Source organism: [Bacillus] caldolyticus (genome assembly GCF_003595605.1).
Classification (GTDB): domain Bacteria; phylum Bacillota; class Bacilli; order Bacillales; family Anoxybacillaceae; genus Geobacillus; species Geobacillus thermoleovorans.
On the sequence record NZ_CP025074.1, the window covers coordinates 2,625,766 to 2,641,482 of the forward strand.

At 46.6% G+C, this 15,717-nt stretch carries 12 protein-coding genes, 14 tRNA genes and 4 pseudogenes; 29 read left to right on the top strand and 1 reads right to left on the bottom strand.

Features of this window, described 5'->3' with window-relative positions:
* The first annotated feature begins 2 nt into the window (after nt 1-2).
* The 18 genes and pseudogenes from CWI35_RS13615 (at nt 3) to CWI35_RS13700 (ending at nt 5,343) form a co-directional block, all read left to right on the top strand.
* Nucleotides 3-93, top strand: a tRNA-Ser gene (locus CWI35_RS13615).
* A 14-nt stretch (nt 94-107) separates the two neighbouring features.
* Nucleotides 108-179, top strand: a tRNA-Glu gene (locus CWI35_RS13620).
* A 9-nt stretch (nt 180-188) separates the two neighbouring features.
* A tRNA-Val gene (locus tag CWI35_RS13625) sits at nt 189-264 on the top strand.
* Between the two features lie 142 nt (nt 265-406).
* Nucleotides 407-483 (top strand) — tRNA-Met (locus tag CWI35_RS13630).
* 5 nt (nt 484-488) lie between these two features.
* Nucleotides 489-564: transfer RNA gene (locus tag CWI35_RS13635), tRNA-Asp, on the top strand.
* A 172-nt stretch (nt 565-736) separates the two neighbouring features.
* A tRNA-Phe gene (locus CWI35_RS13640) sits at nt 737-812 on the top strand.
* Between the two features lie 307 nt (nt 813-1,119).
* Nucleotides 1,120-1,195 (top strand) — tRNA-Thr (locus tag CWI35_RS13645).
* 6 nt (nt 1,196-1,201) lie between these two features.
* Nucleotides 1,202-1,286: transfer RNA gene (locus CWI35_RS13650), tRNA-Tyr, on the top strand.
* Between the two features lie 7 nt (nt 1,287-1,293).
* Nucleotides 1,294-1,367: transfer RNA gene (locus CWI35_RS13655), tRNA-Trp, on the top strand.
* A 17-nt stretch (nt 1,368-1,384) separates the two neighbouring features.
* A tRNA-His gene (locus tag CWI35_RS13660) sits at nt 1,385-1,457 on the top strand.
* Between the two features lie 16 nt (nt 1,458-1,473).
* Nucleotides 1,474-1,548 (top strand) — tRNA-Gln (locus CWI35_RS13665).
* A 5-nt stretch (nt 1,549-1,553) separates the two neighbouring features.
* Nucleotides 1,554-1,625: transfer RNA gene (locus CWI35_RS13670), tRNA-Gly, on the top strand.
* Between the two features lie 9 nt (nt 1,626-1,634).
* Nucleotides 1,635-1,708 (top strand) — tRNA-Cys (locus tag CWI35_RS13675).
* Between the two features lie 61 nt (nt 1,709-1,769).
* A tRNA-Leu gene (locus CWI35_RS13680) sits at nt 1,770-1,854 on the top strand.
* A gap of 132 nt (nt 1,855-1,986) precedes the next feature.
* Entirely contained in the window at nt 1,987-2,217 is a 231-nt protein-coding gene (locus tag CWI35_RS13685; protein ID WP_033011735.1) for a hypothetical protein, read from the top strand.
* 383 nt (nt 2,218-2,600) lie between these two features.
* The gene (locus CWI35_RS13690) at nt 2,601-3,158 is read left to right on the top strand and encodes a DUF6431 domain-containing protein (RefSeq protein ID WP_119877853.1); all 558 of its coding nucleotides are present in this window, start codon (nt 2,601-2,603) and stop codon (nt 3,156-3,158) included.
* Nucleotides 3,159-3,298: 140 nt separating this feature from the next.
* Nucleotides 3,299-4,550 (top strand): annotated as a pseudogene (locus CWI35_RS13695) (IS481 family transposase).
* On the top strand, nt 4,543-5,343 hold the full coding sequence (locus CWI35_RS13700) for an ExeA family protein (protein WP_119877854.1): 801 nt from the start codon (nt 4,543-4,545) through the stop codon (nt 5,341-5,343). The pseudogene CWI35_RS13695 and the gene CWI35_RS13700 overlap by 8 nt, the downstream one beginning before the upstream one ends.
* 230 nt (nt 5,344-5,573) lie before the next feature.
* Here the strand turns inward: CWI35_RS13700 and CWI35_RS13710 are convergent, their stop codons facing one another.
* Nucleotides 5,574-6,725 (bottom strand): aminoglycoside phosphotransferase family protein, encoded by a 1,152-nt coding sequence (locus CWI35_RS13710; RefSeq protein WP_231925962.1) that lies wholly within the window; start codon nt 6,723-6,725, stop codon nt 5,574-5,576.
* Between CWI35_RS13710 and CWI35_RS13715 the strand changes: the two are divergent.
* The 11 genes and pseudogenes from CWI35_RS13715 to CWI35_RS13770 all read left to right on the top strand — a co-directional run bounded on the left by CWI35_RS13715 (nt 6,642) and on the right by CWI35_RS13770 (nt 15,629).
* Nucleotides 6,642-7,516: pseudogene (locus tag CWI35_RS13715) on the top strand (IS982 family transposase). The gene CWI35_RS13710 and the pseudogene CWI35_RS13715 overlap by 84 nt on opposite strands.
* Nucleotides 7,517-7,728: 212 nt before the next feature.
* Nucleotides 7,729-8,190 (top strand): tRNA (N6-threonylcarbamoyladenosine(37)-N6)-methyltransferase TrmO, encoded by a 462-nt coding sequence (tsaA, locus tag CWI35_RS13720; protein ID WP_013524492.1) that lies wholly within the window; start codon nt 7,729-7,731, stop codon nt 8,188-8,190.
* Between the two features lie 357 nt (nt 8,191-8,547).
* A pseudogene (locus tag CWI35_RS13725) lies at nt 8,548-8,745 on the top strand (IS110 family transposase); the annotation flags it as partial.
* A 210-nt stretch (nt 8,746-8,955) separates the two neighbouring features.
* Nucleotides 8,956-10,050: pseudogene (locus tag CWI35_RS13730) on the top strand (IS110 family transposase); the annotation flags it as partial.
* 396 nt (nt 10,051-10,446) lie between these two features.
* Complete coding sequence (locus tag CWI35_RS18765) at nt 10,447-10,638, top strand: hypothetical protein (protein WP_331710634.1); 192 nt, start codon at nt 10,447-10,449, stop codon at nt 10,636-10,638.
* The gene (locus tag CWI35_RS18770) at nt 10,611-10,910 is read left to right on the top strand and encodes a GNAT family N-acetyltransferase (RefSeq protein WP_331710633.1); all 300 of its coding nucleotides are present in this window, start codon (nt 10,611-10,613) and stop codon (nt 10,908-10,910) included. The genes CWI35_RS18765 and CWI35_RS18770 overlap by 28 nt, the downstream gene beginning before the upstream one ends.
* 225 nt (nt 10,911-11,135) lie before the next feature.
* Entirely contained in the window at nt 11,136-11,699 is a 564-nt protein-coding gene (locus CWI35_RS18625; protein WP_119877839.1) for a DUF6431 domain-containing protein, read from the top strand.
* 141 nt (nt 11,700-11,840) lie between these two features.
* The gene (locus CWI35_RS13750) at nt 11,841-13,091 is read left to right on the top strand and encodes an IS481 family transposase (RefSeq protein WP_042382153.1); all 1,251 of its coding nucleotides are present in this window, start codon (nt 11,841-11,843) and stop codon (nt 13,089-13,091) included.
* Complete coding sequence (locus tag CWI35_RS13755; protein WP_119877840.1) at nt 13,084-13,884, top strand: ExeA family protein; 801 nt, start codon at nt 13,084-13,086, stop codon at nt 13,882-13,884. Before CWI35_RS13750 ends, CWI35_RS13755 begins: the two co-directional genes overlap by 8 nt.
* Before the next feature lie 308 nt (nt 13,885-14,192).
* Nucleotides 14,193-14,792 carry a GNAT family N-acetyltransferase gene (locus CWI35_RS13765; protein WP_069304491.1) on the top strand — a complete coding sequence of 200 codons (600 nt, stop codon included), beginning with the start codon at nt 14,193-14,195 and terminating at the stop codon, nt 14,790-14,792.
* Between the two features lie 126 nt (nt 14,793-14,918).
* A complete protein-coding gene (locus CWI35_RS13770) occupies nt 14,919-15,629 on the top strand; it encodes an SDR family NAD(P)-dependent oxidoreductase (protein ID WP_069304490.1) in 711 nt (236 codons plus the stop codon).
* Nucleotides 15,630-15,717 lie beyond the last annotated feature (88 nt).

Sequence of the window (15,717 nt, forward strand, 5' to 3'; positions counted from 1 at the left end):
GTGGAGAGCTGTCCGAGTGGTCGAAGGAGCACGATTGGAAATCGTGTAGGCGTGAATAGCGCCTCAAGGGTTCGAATCCCTTGCTCTCCGCCATGATCCATCAGCATGGCCCGTTGGTCAAGTGGTTAAGACACCGCCCTTTCACGGCGGTAACACGGGTTCGAATCCCGTACGGGTCACTTCTTTGTGGAGGATTAGCTCAGCTGGGAGAGCACTTGCCTTACAAGCAAGGGGTCGGCGGTTCGATCCCGTCATCCTCCACCATCTTAATATAAAAGCTGACTTGCTTTCTCATTCATCGCGAGTTGTCCCGACGCATCCAGCATCTTTGAATCAGCTTGTAGAGGAAGAGGCAACGGACAACAACACCAAAAGCATTGTGAACATCAACTTACTTTCTTATCATCGCGGGGTGGAGCAGTCCGGTAGCTCGTCGGGCTCATAACCCGAAGGTCGCAGGTTCAAATCCTGCCCCCGCAACCAAAATTGGTCCCGTAGTGTAGTGGTTAACATGCCTGCCTGTCACGCAGGAGATCGCGGGTTCGAGTCCCGTCGGGACCGCCATTGTTCCAAAATCACGAAAAATATGGTATGGCTCGGTAGCTCATTCGGTAGAGACGAGCATCCGCTTCATCGAATTCGCTTCGAGTTGCCTCGACGCATCGAGCGTCTTTGAATCAGCTGGTAGAGGAAGAGGCACAGAGCAATTCAACGAGCGAGTTAAAAAATAATATATGGCTCGGTAGCTCAGTCGGTAGAGCAAAGGACTGAAAATCCTTGTGTCGGCGGTTCGATTCCGTCCCGAGCCACCATATAATTGATAGCAAGCTGACTTAGCTCTATTGGCAGAGACGAGCATCCGCTTCATCGAATCGATTGCGAGTTGTCCCGACGCACCCAGCTTCTTCGAATTGGCTGGTAGAGGAAGGGACACAACAAATGAACAATGAGCCACGATTTATATCATAATTATGCCGACTTAGCTCAATTGGTAGAGACGAGCACTTGCTTCGTCGAGTCGGCTTCGAGTTGCCTCGACGCATCCTGCTTCCTCGAATCAGCTTGTAGAGGAAGAGGCACAGAGCACAACAATGAGCCACCTTCTTGCATTTGTTTTATGCCGACTTAGCTCAATTGGTAGAGCAACTGAATCGTAATCAGTAGGTTGCGGGTTCAAGTCCTGCAGTCGGCACCATTCTTTGGAGGGGTAGCGAAGTGGCTAAACGCGGCGGACTGTAAATCCGCTCCCTTTGGGTTCGGCGGTTCGAATCCGTCCCCCTCCACCATGATTAAAGGGGCATAGTTTAATGGTAGAACAGAGGTCTCCAAAACCTCCGGTGTGGGTTCGATTCCTACTGCCCCTGCCATTTTGATTATCATTATGGCGACTATGGCGAAGTGGTTAACGCACCAGATTGTGGCTCTGGCATGCGTGGGTTCGATTCCCACTAGTCGCCCTTCACTTTCCGGCATTGGGGTATAGCCAAGCGGTAAGGCAACGGACTTTGACTCCGTGATGCGTTGGTTCGAATCCAGCTACCCCAGCCAATGATGCGGAAGTAGTTCAGTGGTAGAACACCACCTTGCCAAGGTGGGGGTCGCGGGTTCGAGTCCCGTCTTCCGCTCTCGATCAAGGCGGCATAGCCAAGTGGTAAGGCAGAGGTCTGCAAAACCTTTACCCCCGGTTCGAATCCGGGTGCCGCCTCCATCTAATGAATATAAAAAGTGTTGACAGACATGAAGTAATGTGATAGAATAATACATGTCGCGCCGATGTGGCGGAATTGGCAGACGCGCACGACTCAAAATCGTGTGGGGTAACCCCCCGTGTGGGTTCGACTCCCACCATCGGCATCGAAATAGGGAAAAGGCTTTAGGGACAAGGGGTTTCACGTAAGTGGAATCCCTTGTTTTTTATTTACCGAATACGATTCGAGAGAAGAAAATCGTGTGCGTACAATCGTGTTCGGTGAGGTGAAATGGAAAGTGGGAAGAATAGAAAATGAGAGAGAATTGCAGAGAAAGAGCAAGAGAGGAAGAAGAGGAGAGCTAAGTCGTGAGGAGTTATTGCTAATATCTGATGACAACGCAGAAATTGAATACACATTTGAGGAATTGTTAGAGATATTTATTGAGGATTGCGAACTAAGAAAATTGCAAAACGGCTCGGCTATATTGATGAACAAAAATTCACAGAGCTTGATAATGAAGCTATAGAAATCAATAAAATCATAATCGGACTGATGAGGAAAATTTTAAGAAAGGACGATTAAGCTTAGGCTCTATCCTGAAATAACTGTGGATAACTTTTTTGTTATTTCATTCGTCGATGTGCCAATTTTTATTGGTTGTCTGTTATTGCTAATTGTTGATTTTTGACTAAAAGCAAAGAGACCATTGTATTGAGGTCTCTGATGTTCTTATTAAATTAAAGATTTCAACAGTTAATGTAAATTATCACTTTATTTCGGAACAAAAGAGCCATTTTTTTGCACATTCCTTCAGAAAGCCCTCTCCCCTTTTCTGAAAGAATGTGCTAAATTTTTTGTGAATTATTTCGGAAGAGAAAATCCATCGGTTCATAGGAGGGGGAGGAGGACGTGATTCAATTTCATGACTTTGGCATTGACGTCCAAACGTATGCAGAGCGTGGAAAAGAAAACGACTTCCCTCTTCTGAAAAAGTGTCCGCATTGCCGGGCCAAGCGCCCGTTGCACCGCCACGGTTACTATGAGCGAAACGCATTGACCCCACATGGTGATGATCGCATTTGGATTGTCCGGTATCGCTGTCGGGAATGCTTAAAGACGGTGAGTGTGCTGCCTTCCTTTCTCCTCCCGTATTTTCAGTATACGTTGTCCGCCATATGGCAAGTCGTGAAAGAGCAGTTGGGATTGATCGAGGGGACGAACCGGGCTCCGTTCCTCCTGACAAAGGACGGCATCATCTTTTATGTCCGACGGTTCTGCCGAAACCTATCAAGCCATCATAGCTTTTTTGCGAGGCGGTGGAGGATCATAGGCCCTATCGTGAAAAAAGAAAAGGAACGGGCTTCCTGGTGGATCCGGACGTTGGAGAAACACGGTCTTGATTCGGTCATCAGAGACATGTGGGAGGACGGATTCCGACACCCTTTTGCGAATCAAATGGGATCCTGATTTTACATACATATCCTAAATTGGAAATAGTTGAGGTTCCCACAAACCTTTCCTATCGACGGAGAAAAAGCGATCCGGTACGATAAGGGCAGACGGACCGGAACGGTCCTGATTCCAAGTGAGACAAGGAGGAGATTCGAATGGATGAGTCGATGAGACACGACATTGCCCTGTTTCGGTACGGGCTAATCGCTCCGTTGGTGAATGGGCAGGTGGAACCGAAGACGTATCTGAAAGAGGTGAGCGAGCGAGTGCACCATGTTCCCCACCAGGGCGACAAACGAATCGCAGCCAAGACGATCCTCGATTGGTGCACCCGATACAAAAAAGGGGGCTTTGACGCCTTAAAGCCGAAGCGCCGTTCGGACCGCGGCCACTCAAGGCGTCTGTCGCCCGATGATGAGGATCATATTTTAGCCCTAAGAAAAGAACATCCCACCATGCCCGTGACGGTGTTCTACGAACACCTGATCGAGCAGGGGGAAATCCCAGAAAACCATACCTCTTACTTTACTATATACCGATTGTTGAAAAAACACAACCTGGTGGGAAAAGAAATCTTGCCCATGCCGGAGCGAAAGCGTTTTGCGTATGACCAGATCAATGAGCTTTGGCAAGGGGACTTATCCCATGGACCAACGATTCGAGTCAATGGGAAAGCCCAGAAAACGTTTTTGATCGCCTATATCGATGACTGCTCGCGGTTTGTGCCGTACGTATAGTTTCCCTTCGGAGAAGTTTGACGGGCTGCGGATCGTCACGAAGGAAGCGGTGCTTCGTTGCGGGAAGCCGAAGCGCATTTACTCGGACAACGGGAAAATGTATCGGTCCGAGGTGCTGCAGTATGCGTGCGCCGAGATGGGGATTACGCTCATCCACACCCAGCCGTATGACCCGCAAAGCAAAGGGAAAATCGAACGGTTCTTCCACACCGTACAGACACGGTTTTATCCGCTGTTAGAGCTGAATCCGCCGAAGTCGCTTGACGAGTTGAACGAGCGTTTTTGGAAGTGGCTTGAAGAAGAGTATCATCGAAAACCGCACGCCTCACTGGACGGAAAAACGCCGCATGAGGTGTTTCAGTCCCAAGTGGAACGAGTGGTGTGGATCGAAGACATCGATTGGCTGGACGCGATTTTTCTGAAACGGGAGCACCGCAAGGTGAAAGCCGATGGCACGATCACCCTGAATAAACAGCTATACGAAGTGCCGCCCCGGTTCATTGGGCAATCGATTGAACTCCGCTATGACGAACGGGGCGTCTATGTGTACGAAGATGGAAGGAAGGTGGCGGAGGCCGTTCGGGTTCGTTTGGAGGACAACGCCTATGTAAAACGCCATCGGTCCCCGTTTGCGGCGATTCCGGCGAAGGAGGGAGAACACGGTGTATAAATCGTTTTACTCCCTTTCGCGGGAGCCGTTTGCGAAAGAAACAGACCCGTCCGAGGCGTATCAAGGGGCGCCGTTTCAGGAAGCGTTGCGGGCGCTGGAGTACGTGAAACGAACCCGGGGGATCGGGCTGTTAATCGGAGAGCCGGGGGCGGGCAAGACGTTCGCCCTTCGGGCGCTGAAAGAGTCATTGAATCCATCATTGTATCATGTCGTCTACTTTCCGTTATCCACCGGAGGCGTGATGGATTTTTACCGTGGACTGGCCTTGGGATTAGGAGAGGAACCGAAGTACCGCAAGGTAGATCTCTTCCGCCAAATCCAGCAGGCGATCGAGCGATTGTATCATGAACGACGGATCACGCCGGTGTTCATTTTGGACGAGATGCATTTAGCAAAGGATGCATTTTTACAGGACATCGCCATCTTGTTCAACTTTGAGATGGATTCGACCAACCCATTTGTCTTGATGTTGGCCGGGCTGCCCCATTTACAGGGGAAGCTGCGGCTCAATCAGCACCACCCTCTCGACCAACGGATCATCATGCGATACCGGATGGGGCCGCTGGAGAGGGAAGAGGTGGCGGGCTACATCGAGCATCGGATGAAACAGGCCGGGGCGAAGCATCCGATCTTCACTCCATCGGCGTTAGAGGAGATTGCCCTGCAGTCGCGGGGATGGCCTCGGGTGATCAACACGTTGGCCACGACGTGCCTGTTATACGGGTATCAGCTGAAAAAGGACGCCATTGACGAAGAAGTGGTGCGCATGGCCGCAGAGGAAATGGGGTATTAGCACGAAAGGGGCCGAATCGGCCTCTTTTGTGCTTTCTCTTTTCCATCGGTCCATCAGGCGCGCTGGAAATCTTCATCTGAAAGAGCGTGCAAACGTTCCGATAAGAATGTGCAAAATCCGGAACAATCCGCAAAAATTTTGCACATTATTTCCGAATCCGCCTGAAATAATTTGAAAAAGGGATTCTGAAATAATGTGCTAATTTACACTAGACTTCAAAGGATCTTAACTTATACAAGAGACTGCTTTAGCAATTTGAGTCCGTTGTTAAAATCTTTCACTGATTTTTTTTCAATTGCATAAAGGAGATCATGGAATATCAATCTTTTTCCATAAAATGATGTAACACGCTTATCGATTGGATAATTAAGGTCTTTAAAAGGATAACTGTAATAGTTAAGAATCTTATTAAAGAATTGTTCTCCATAGTCCCAATATAGTCCAGATAAATCATAAGCGGGGTCACCTAATTGAATATCTCCAAAGTCAATAATGCCACTAATTTGTTTTTTATTAATATCAAACAGTATATGTTTATGAGTCAAATCACCATGAATAATAGTTTTAGGTAAAGGATTTATTGATATTTGGTTTAGAAAAGACTCAAACATGTTAGTTATTTTTTGACATTCTTGTTCTGTAAGGTATGGATATACCAGTTTTTTTATGTTCTCCCAGTGCTCTTTCCAGTAAGTATATCCTTGGTTATCTTTAAGTTCTATAGAATGTATTTCCTCTAAATCAACTTTATGTAACATTGTTAAAAAGCTGCTTATCTGAAAGGCTATCTGATTTTGAGTCTGATCGTCCAACTCGTAAAGAATAGAAGGAGACAGAGGAACACCGTTAATTAGTGAGTAATAGCAACAGATAGGCCTATTATCTTTAAAAATTAATCGGTATTTTGGTAATTTTATGCTTAAATAAGATATTTCAGTCTGTAAAAAATCCAACAAAAGCTTTTCGTTTAGTAAATGCTGTGCTGTGTCTTCACTTCTCGGAAAGCGAAAAATCCATTCTTTATTGATTATCAGAACAGCATTGTCCCATCCTTCATTATTAATATCATATTCCTGGATTTCTAACCATGGTAACTGTTTCTTAATATAATCTAACATGTCAATAATATTACTCAGCATAATACCTCTACCTCCTAAATCTGGTTTAATACGAATCTTAAACAATATATATATGATACCCGTGGTACTAGATAAACTTGAGCAAGCATAAAAATAGCCCTTGCTGGCGGATCTCCTGTAGAATGAAAGTGCGACCTGCCATTCGAAAGGAGAATCCCCATGCAAGAGCACTTTCATTTTACTACAGATCGAGCCAAGATTCAAAAGCAATATGCCGCCATTTTCGTTTTTGTTTCTGCTCAACTTTCATGCATTCAGGTGCATCTTCATCGTCGAAATCGCCATTTGGTCAAGCAAGAGGACGCTGTCATCATCGCCATTCATCTTTTAGGAAAGCTGCTCGGTTTTACTTCTGAACGGGCGTGGCATCGTTTTGTCACGGGAAATTTGTTCACAAACGGCTCGTTTCTCGAACGTTCCCGGTATAACCGCCGCTGCCGGGCGCTTGGCTTCGCTATCAAATGGATCCGCCATGAGCAAAACGTGGCCAACATCATGCCTATGCCGTCGTGGACAGCTTGCCGCTCCCATTGTGCCATACGGCAAGAATGCATCGCGTCAAACGGTTTCAAGAGATCGCCGACATCGGGTATTGCGCTTCCAAAAAGCAATGGTACTACGGGTTGAAGCTGCACCTTCAAGTGACCGATCAAGGGCTGCCAATGGGGTATGTGGTGACGGAAGCATCTTGCCACGATCGAATCGCAGCCGAAAGCGTGATGACCCAAATTCCTCATCCCTATAACTTTGGGGACAAAGGATTCATTAGCCGTGACTTGCAAAAAAGGCTGTACGAAGAATACCAAATGGCGCTTTGGACTCCGTCTCGAAAAAACCAGAAACATCGTGCGTCTGAGACATGGGAGCAGTGGATCCAACAAAAACGCAAAGTGATCGAGACGGTGTTCTCGGTTCTGGTTGACCACTATCGCATCACGGGGATCCGAGCCAATTCGATTATCGGATTTGAAGTGGCACTAGACGGTATATTGTTAGCTTATTCCCTGGTTACACTTGGGCTAGTTGAGCGCTAAAGCTCAACTAGCACCACGGGTATAGATCAACAACCGGAAGAGGTGCTTCGACGCTTGGGGTGTGCAGCGTGATGCAAAGGTTAACTTTTCAAGGTGCATTTATATAGCATAGTTTTCTTCTATGGAAGACCCAATTACCTTTCATCATCTGTGGTGAAGCTCGATTCATGGGTGCTACGGGCAGTTTAATAGTTAAACGAGGAGGGGATATGATGCAATATACCATTACACCAATCGCATTTGTTAAAAATAACCGCAAAGATGTTGAAGATGATAATTGGGGTAGTGTTATTTCAATAATTGAATTATCAGATGAAATCGATGATTCAGCTTTACAAGGTATCAGTGAGTTTTCGCATTTAGATATTATTTTTTATTTTGACCGAGTTACAGATGACAAAATTCAATATGGAGCAAGGCATCCAAGAAATAATAAAGAATATCCAAAGGTCGGAATTTTCGCTCAAAGAGGCAAAAATCGACCGAATAAATTAGGTTTAACAACCGTTGAATTGTTAGAACATAAAGGGCGAACATTGAAAGTAAGAGGATTAGATGCAATAGATGGTACTCCTATTATTGATATTAAACCGGTTATGAAGGAGTTCTTACCCAAAGGCGAAGTAAGGCAGCCTGCTTGGTCGGTATCATTAATGGAACGATACTGGGATTAATGTTATTGAATTAACAACATACTTTATTTAAATTGATAACAGAACAAGTTTTCAAATAAAAAACAATTTTTAAGCAAAACAATCTCTTAATCAATACCGAAGCCTTCGACAATATGCTGAAGGAAAGTGTTGGCAATACTTTATGCCAACACTTTTATTAACCCGTGGTGCTAGATAAACTCAAACAAGCATAAAAATAGCCCTTGCATGAGGATCCCCTTAAAATGAAAGTGCAACCAACCATTAAAAAGGAGCATTCCCGTTAGGAGCTTTTCCGGGGACTTGATCAAAAAAAGCCCTCTTGGTATGATGCAGGGGTGTCAACCACATCACTCACCATACCAAGGAGGACTTCAGATGAATTGTACACAAAACTATAAAATTGATCAAGTCATCGAACAAACGCTTGTGGTGGGCATCGATATCGCGAAACGAACCCACTACGCCTGCTTCGTGGATGACCGAGGGCGTGTGCTTCGCAAATCGTTCCCGATCTTCCAGTCGAAAGAGGGCTTTCGCCAGCTGTATGAAGCGATTCAGGAGGCGATGCAAGCGTTCGTGTTTTCTGCAAAGAAAAAATACAGAGTTTCGCAACGAAAAGTGCAGAGAATTACAACTTGACATGGAGCCTCTGGGGGCGTGATGAAAAAGCCAGGAAGCCAGCAATATCAAGGGCTGGCTATGCCTAAAAAGGCTATCACGCCCCCCTCTCCATGTAAAGTTGGCCTAAGCCAAATTCTCTGCAGATCTCTGCATTTTTATTTTGCAATAAACACGTTCGGAAAGCCGCAGGTGATCGTCGCCGTGGAGCCGACCGGGCACTACTGGTTGAACCTGGCCTACTTCCTCGAGGAAAACGGGATCCCGTTAGTCATGGTCAACCCGGCGCATGTGTGCCGGTCGAAAGAACTCGATGACAACCTGCCGACGAAACACGACGCCAAAGACGCCCTGGTCATCGCCAGACTGGCGAAAGACGGGCGATTCCTCGTCCCCCGACTGCTGCACGAGATCGAAGCGGATTTGCGCGTCGGGAGCACGCTCAAAGAGAAGCTCCGGAAGGAACAGGCGGCGGTGAAAAACGCGATCATCCGTTGGACGGATCGGTATTTTCCAGAGTTTTGGACCGTGTTTCGCGACCTGGGGAAAACAGCGCTGGCGGTGCTGGAGTGGACGCCGCTTCCGGCCGATATGGCGGATCGGACCGCCGAGGAGCTTCTGGAGGCGTACCGGCAAAGCGACGGGCTGAAATGCCCGCAGAAAGCGAAAATTCAGGCGTTGATCAACGCCGCGAAGGACTCGATTGGGGTGACGGAAGGGACGACGATGGCCCGGTTTGAGATCGCCGCGCTCGTCCGCCGATACCGCCAATTGGAGGCTGAGATCGCCGCACTGGACGCCGAGTTGAAGGCATTGGTTCAAACGACGATGGAGTATCAATGGCTGAAAACGGTCGACGGGTTGAGAGACGCCACGATTATCGATCTGCTGGCGGAGATCGGCAGCTTCGCCCACTATCGGGACCCGCGTCAATTGGTGAAGTTGGCGGGCCTGACGCTCAAGGAGAACTCCTCCGGCCAGCGCAAAGGGCAAAAGCACATCTCCAAACGGGGACGGAAACGGCTGCGATCGGTGCTGTTTCGGGCGATGATTCCGCTGATCCGGCACAACGAGGCGTTTCGCGAGCTGCATGAATATTACACGACCCGATCCGTCAATCCGCTGACCGGAAAGCAGTCCATCGTCGCATTATGCCGGAAGCTGTTGAATGTGCTGTTTGCGATTTGTACGAAGAAACAAGCCTTTGACGCGGAGCGAATGAAACAGGACGTCTTGTCCCAGGTGCAACGGGCGGCCTAAGGCCTCCCCCTGCGAACGGAAGAATCGTTGGACAACCAGATGACACCGGAGAAGCTGGCGTGATTTTATCCATTCGACCTTGAGTCCCCAAAGGAGCTTGGCCGGCCTCCGCCTGATGACGAGACCGAACGAGGGAATGTTGGCGCGAAGACGCCCGGAGACATGGGAGGGTTCGTCCTCATCAGCGACGCGGAGATCCAAAGGGTGCATCGAATACGCTTCTCCCCACGGAAGGAAAATATCCCCAGCCGTGGCCGCGAAGCGCACCCTAGGTCTGTAAGATATCCACAAAACTGAAAAAGGATGTAAGGGATTTTGTCGAAAAATATTTTTTGGACACCCCTGAGGGGCCGAAAAGCCTTGATAAATCAACATTTCTAGAGGGAGGATAAAACAGTGTTAAGGTTTAAAACAATCGATATAGAAAAACATTGTGATGAAGTTGTACGTTTTCGCAAAGATTCGTTTTTAGTGAGTTTTGGTGATATTTCAGATTTTAATGAAGCCGAGTATCTTAATTGGCTAAAAGACAAGTTAATCAATTCCCAGAAGGCTTTGTTATGGTTGAAGAGAATGGGCGATTTATAGGACAACTCGAATTATCTATTCGAAAATACGAAGGAAGAAACATTGGGTATGTTCACTTATATTACCTAATACCTGAAAAGCGAGGAAAAGGAATAGGACAGGAATTACACAATTACGCAAAAAATTTCTTTAGAAATAATAAAGTAACTGAATATCATCTGAGAGTATCACCAAATAACACACAATCAATGAAATTCTACAAAAAGAATGGAATGGAAGAACTATGTTCTGAATTTGATGGAAAGGTAATCAGAATGAAAGGGAATATATAATATTTTTTCTTATTGTGCTAACGGGTGCTTTAATTGAATAAGAACAACCAAAGACCGCATACAGTGGTCTTTTTTGTAAATTATCATTTTATTTCAGCACAAAACGCCCATTTTTTTGCACATTCTTTCAGAAAGCCCTCTCCCCTTTTCTGAAGGAATGTGCTAAATTTTTTGTGAATTGTTTCGGACAAAGATTTCCATTCGTTTCAATGAGGGGGAGGAAGTGTGATCCAGTTTCACGACTTTGGCATTGACATTCAAACGTATACGGATCGTGGGAAAGGGAACGATTTTCCCGACGTGAACCAATGCCCCCACTGTTCATCCCGCCGCCCCTTGCATCGTCACGGATACTACCAACGCTATGCGTTGACGGCAGAGGGGGAGTATCACCTTTGGATCGCACGATATCGCTGTCAAGAGTGTCGCAAAACCGTGAGTGTGCTGCCTTCTTTCCTCCTCCCGTATGTTCAATATACACGATCGGTTATTTGGCAAGCGGTCAAAGCATGGTTCGAAACGCCAAGGCAAGGAGCGAAGACCAAACAGGTTGTTTTTCCCACCAAGGAGGTCATCTTATTTTATGTCCGACGATTTTTACGGAATCTCTCCCGCTTGCATTACGCGGCGGCGAGAAGGTGGGGGATCATCGGCCCTGTAGGGAACACAAGAACGGAACGGGCGGTCTGGTGGATGCAGACCTTGGAGGGACGGGGGGTGGGCTCGATCATCCAAGACCTGTGGACAAACGAGAGGTGGCATCCGTTTGCGGATCAAATGGTTTCCTAATATTCCTCCTAACAACAAAAATGGATATGATTGGTGTTCCCACAAACCCTTCCTCTCGACGAATCTCGAGCCGTTTCGTAAGATAGGAGGCAGAGGGACCGAGACGGTCCAACATCACAGGGAGACAGGGAGGAGATCCGGATGGATGAATCAATGAGACACGACATCGCGCTGTTTCGGTACGGGCTGATCGCTCCGTTGGTGAATGGCCAGGTGGAGCCCAAGGCGTATTTGAATGAGGTGGGCGGGCGAGTGCATTCGATTCCTCATCAAGGGGACAAACCCATTGCGGCGAAGACGATTCTGGATTGGTGCGCCCGATACAAAAAAGGGGGCTTTGACGCCTTGAAGCCGAAGCGCCGTTCGGACCGCGGCCGCTCCAGACGTCTGTCCCCCGATGATGAGGATCATATTCTAGCATTGAGAAAGGAACATCCCACCATGCCCGTGACCCTATTCTACGAACAACTCACCAAGCAGGGGGACATTCCCACCACCCTTTCATACTTTACTATATACCGATTGTTGAAAAAACACAACCTGGTGGGAAAAGAAATCTTGCCGATGCCGGAGCGAAAGCGTTTTGCGTATGACCAGATCAATGAGCTATGGCAAGGGGACTTATCCCATGGACCCACAATTCGAGTCCATGGGAAAGCCCAGAAAACGTTTTTGATCGCGTATATTGATGACTGCTCGCGGTTGGTGCCGTATGCCCAATTTTTCCCTTCGGAGAAATTTGACGGGCTGCGGATCGTCACAAAGGAAGCGGTGCTTCGTTGCGGGAAGCCAAAACGCATTTACTCGGACAACGGGAAAATTTATCGGTCCGAGGTGCTGCAGTATGCGTGCGCCGAGATGGGGATTACACTCATCCACACTCAGCCGTATGACCCGCAAAGCAAGGGAAAAATCGAACGGTTCTTCCGCACCGTACAGACACGGTTTTATCCACTGTTGGAGCTGAATCCACCGAAATCGCTTGATGAGTTGAACGAGCGTTTTTGGAAGTGGCTTGAAGAAGAGTATCATCGAAAGCCTCACGCCTCGCTGGAAGGGAAAACACCGCATGAGGTGTTTCAGTCCCAAGTGGAACGAGTGGTGTGGATCGAAGACATCGATTGGCTGGATGCGATTTTTCTGAAACGGGAGCACCGCAAGGTGAAAGCCGATGGCACGATCACCTTGAATAAACAGCTATACGAAGTGCCGCCTCGGTTCATTGGGCAATCGATTGAGCTCCGCTATGACGAACGAGGCGTCTATGTGTACGAAGATGGCAAACGGGTGGCGGAAGCCATTCGGGTGCGTTTGGAGGACAATGCCTATGTGAAGCGTCACCGGTCGCCGTTTGCGGCGGTTTCGGCGAAGGAGGGCGAACAGGATGTATAAAACGTTTTATTCCCTCTCGCGGGAGCCGTTTGCGAAAGAAACAGATCCGTCCGAGGCGTATCAAGGGGCGGCGTTTCAAGAAGCGCTGCGGGCGCTGGAGTACGTGAAACGAACGCGGGGAATCGGGCTGTTGATTGGGGAGCCGGGGGCGGGCAAGACGTTCGCCCTTCGGGCGTGGAAGGAATCGTTGTCCCCTTCGTTGTATCATGTGGTCTACTTCCCGTTATCGACCGGAGGCGTGATGGATTTTTACCGTGGACTGGCCTTGGGATTAGGAGAGGAACCGAAGTACCGCAAGGTAGACCTCTTCCGCCAAATCCAGCAGGCGATCGAGCGATTGCATCATGAACGACGGATCACGCCGGTGTTCATTTTGGACGAGATGCATTTAGCAAAGGATGCATTTTTACAGGACATCGCCATCTTGTTCAACTTTGAGATGGATTCGACCAACCCATTTGTCTTGATGTTGGCCGGGCTGCCCCATTTACAGGGGAAGCTGCGGCTCAATCAGCACCGCCCTCTCGATCAGCGGATCATCATGCGATGCCGGATGGGGCCGCTGGAGAAGGAAGAGGTGGCGGGCTACATCGAGCATCGGATGAAACAGGCCGGGGCGAAGCATCCGATCTTCACCCCATCGGCGTTAGAGGCGATTGCCCTGCAATCACGTGGTTGGCCTCGTGTCATCAACACGTTGGCCACGACGTGCCTGTTATACGGGTATCAGCTGAAAAAGGACGCCATTGACGAAGAAGTGGTGCGCATGGCCGCAGAGGAAATGGGGTATTAGCACGAAAGGGGCCGAATCGGCCTCTTTTGTGCTTTCTCTTTTCCATCGGTCCATCAGGCGCGCTGGAAATCTTCATCTGAAAGAGCGTGCAAACGTTCCGAAAGAATGTGCAAAATCCGGAACAATCCGCAAAAATTTTGCACATTATTTCCGAATCCGCCTGAAATAATTTGAAAAAGGGATTCTGAAATAATGTGCTAATTTACACTTTTTCTTTTAGTCAAAAATCAACAGTGGAATTTAACATAGCCATTAGAAAAGGGATAATAGCATGGATTGTTGAATTCTGTAAGATAGGGGGTGGATATATGTCACAAAAGTTATTGCTGAGAGGAAAAAGAATATCTCTGCGGACACCAACGCACGATGATTTGCCAATTCTATATAACCTGATATATGGTGTGGAGAATCCAGAATGGAAAAAGTACGATGCTCCTTATTATCCGCTTGAATATTGTACGTTTGAAAAGTTTTCTAAGAGAATGGAAGAAAAAATGAATTTTACGGATGTACCAAGTCAAATGATTATGGAATATCAAGGTCAAATTATAGGTATGGTTAGTTATTATTGGGAGGATAAGCGTACACGATGGCTTGAAATGGGAATTGTCATATATTCTCCTGAACATTGGAATGGTGGATTTGGAACCGAAGCATTGTCTTTATGGATTGACTATCTCTTTAAAAATCTAAACATCGAGAGAGTGGGGCTGACGACTTGGTCTGGAAATCCACGAATGATAAGATGTGCGGAAAAATTGGGAATGCGATTAGAAGGGAGAATGAGAAAATGCCGCTACTATAATGGCGAATATTATGATTCTATTCGGATGGGTATTCTTCGTGAGGAATGGAATGAGTTTAAAAAGAATAATCCCTTATTCAATTCCCATGAAAGAACGAATTAACTTCCATAAATGTGTTGCCGCAAAATGTGGCATGGGTGGCTAATAGTCAGTTTAGTGAAGAAAGGTATAATAGAGATTTAGTATTTTTATTCGAATGAAGATTATACACTCGAAAGGAGTTAAAAAATGAGTGGGCATGTTTTAATTACTGGGGCAAACAGAGGTTTAGGTTATGAGTTACTAAAAGTATTTCACGCGAATAATTATGTTGTGTTTCCTTTGATAAGAAATAATACTGCACTTCAAAGAATTAGGGAAGAGTTTAGTGAAAGATGTTATCCAATTGAAGGAGATGTTGGCTTAGATTCGTGTAAAAAAAATATAGAATTAACTATTAAAAAATATACAAATAAGATTGACATACTAATTAACAATGCGGGAATTCCAGGGGTTGAGTACCAAATAGACAAGGTAAATACCAGTGAGGTATATGATTTATTCAATATTCACTGCTTAGGTATTATACGAACCGTTCAAGCTACTCTTCCTTTTCTTTTTAATTCCTCAAATCCAAGAATAATCAATGTTTCTTCCAGACTCGGTTCTTTATCAAAGATGGCTTCTGGCGAGTTTAAAGATAGACACTTTTCTTACTCATATCGAATAGCAAAAGCTGCTCAAAATATGCTGTCAATATGTTTACACAATGAACTAAATAGTAAAGGCATTCATGTAAGTGTGATTCATCCAGGTCGATTAAAAACGGATTCTGGTTCATCAGATGCAGATATGGAAGCATTTGAAGCAGCTGAGTTAATTTTCAGGTGGATACAGACATTAAATAAAGAAAATTCTTGTCAATATGTCCAACCATTTTTTAAGGAATTAAAATGGTGATATTCACCAAAAGATTAATAGGAGCATTACTTCAAAAAGCAGGAAGTAATGCTTTTTTTGTTGAAGTAAAGGACAGCATTAAGAGAGA

Excerpts from the sequence above, each read along its gene's own strand:
- tsaA (WP_013524492.1), top strand. The coding sequence starts at position 7,729 with ATGCAATATACCATTACACCAATCGCATTTGTTAAAAATAACCGCAAA.
- CWI35_RS18770 (WP_331710633.1), top strand. The coding sequence starts at position 10,611 with ATGGTTGAAGAGAATGGGCGATTTATAGGACAACTCGAATTATCTATT.
- CWI35_RS13750 (WP_042382153.1), top strand. The coding sequence starts at position 11,841 with ATGGATGAATCAATGAGACACGACATCGCGCTGTTTCGGTACGGGCTG.
- CWI35_RS13755 (WP_119877840.1), top strand. The coding sequence starts at position 13,084 with ATGTATAAAACGTTTTATTCCCTCTCGCGGGAGCCGTTTGCGAAAGAA.
- CWI35_RS13765 (WP_069304491.1), top strand. The coding sequence starts at position 14,193 with ATGTCACAAAAGTTATTGCTGAGAGGAAAAAGAATATCTCTGCGGACA.
- CWI35_RS13770 (WP_069304490.1), top strand. The coding sequence starts at position 14,919 with ATGAGTGGGCATGTTTTAATTACTGGGGCAAACAGAGGTTTAGGTTAT.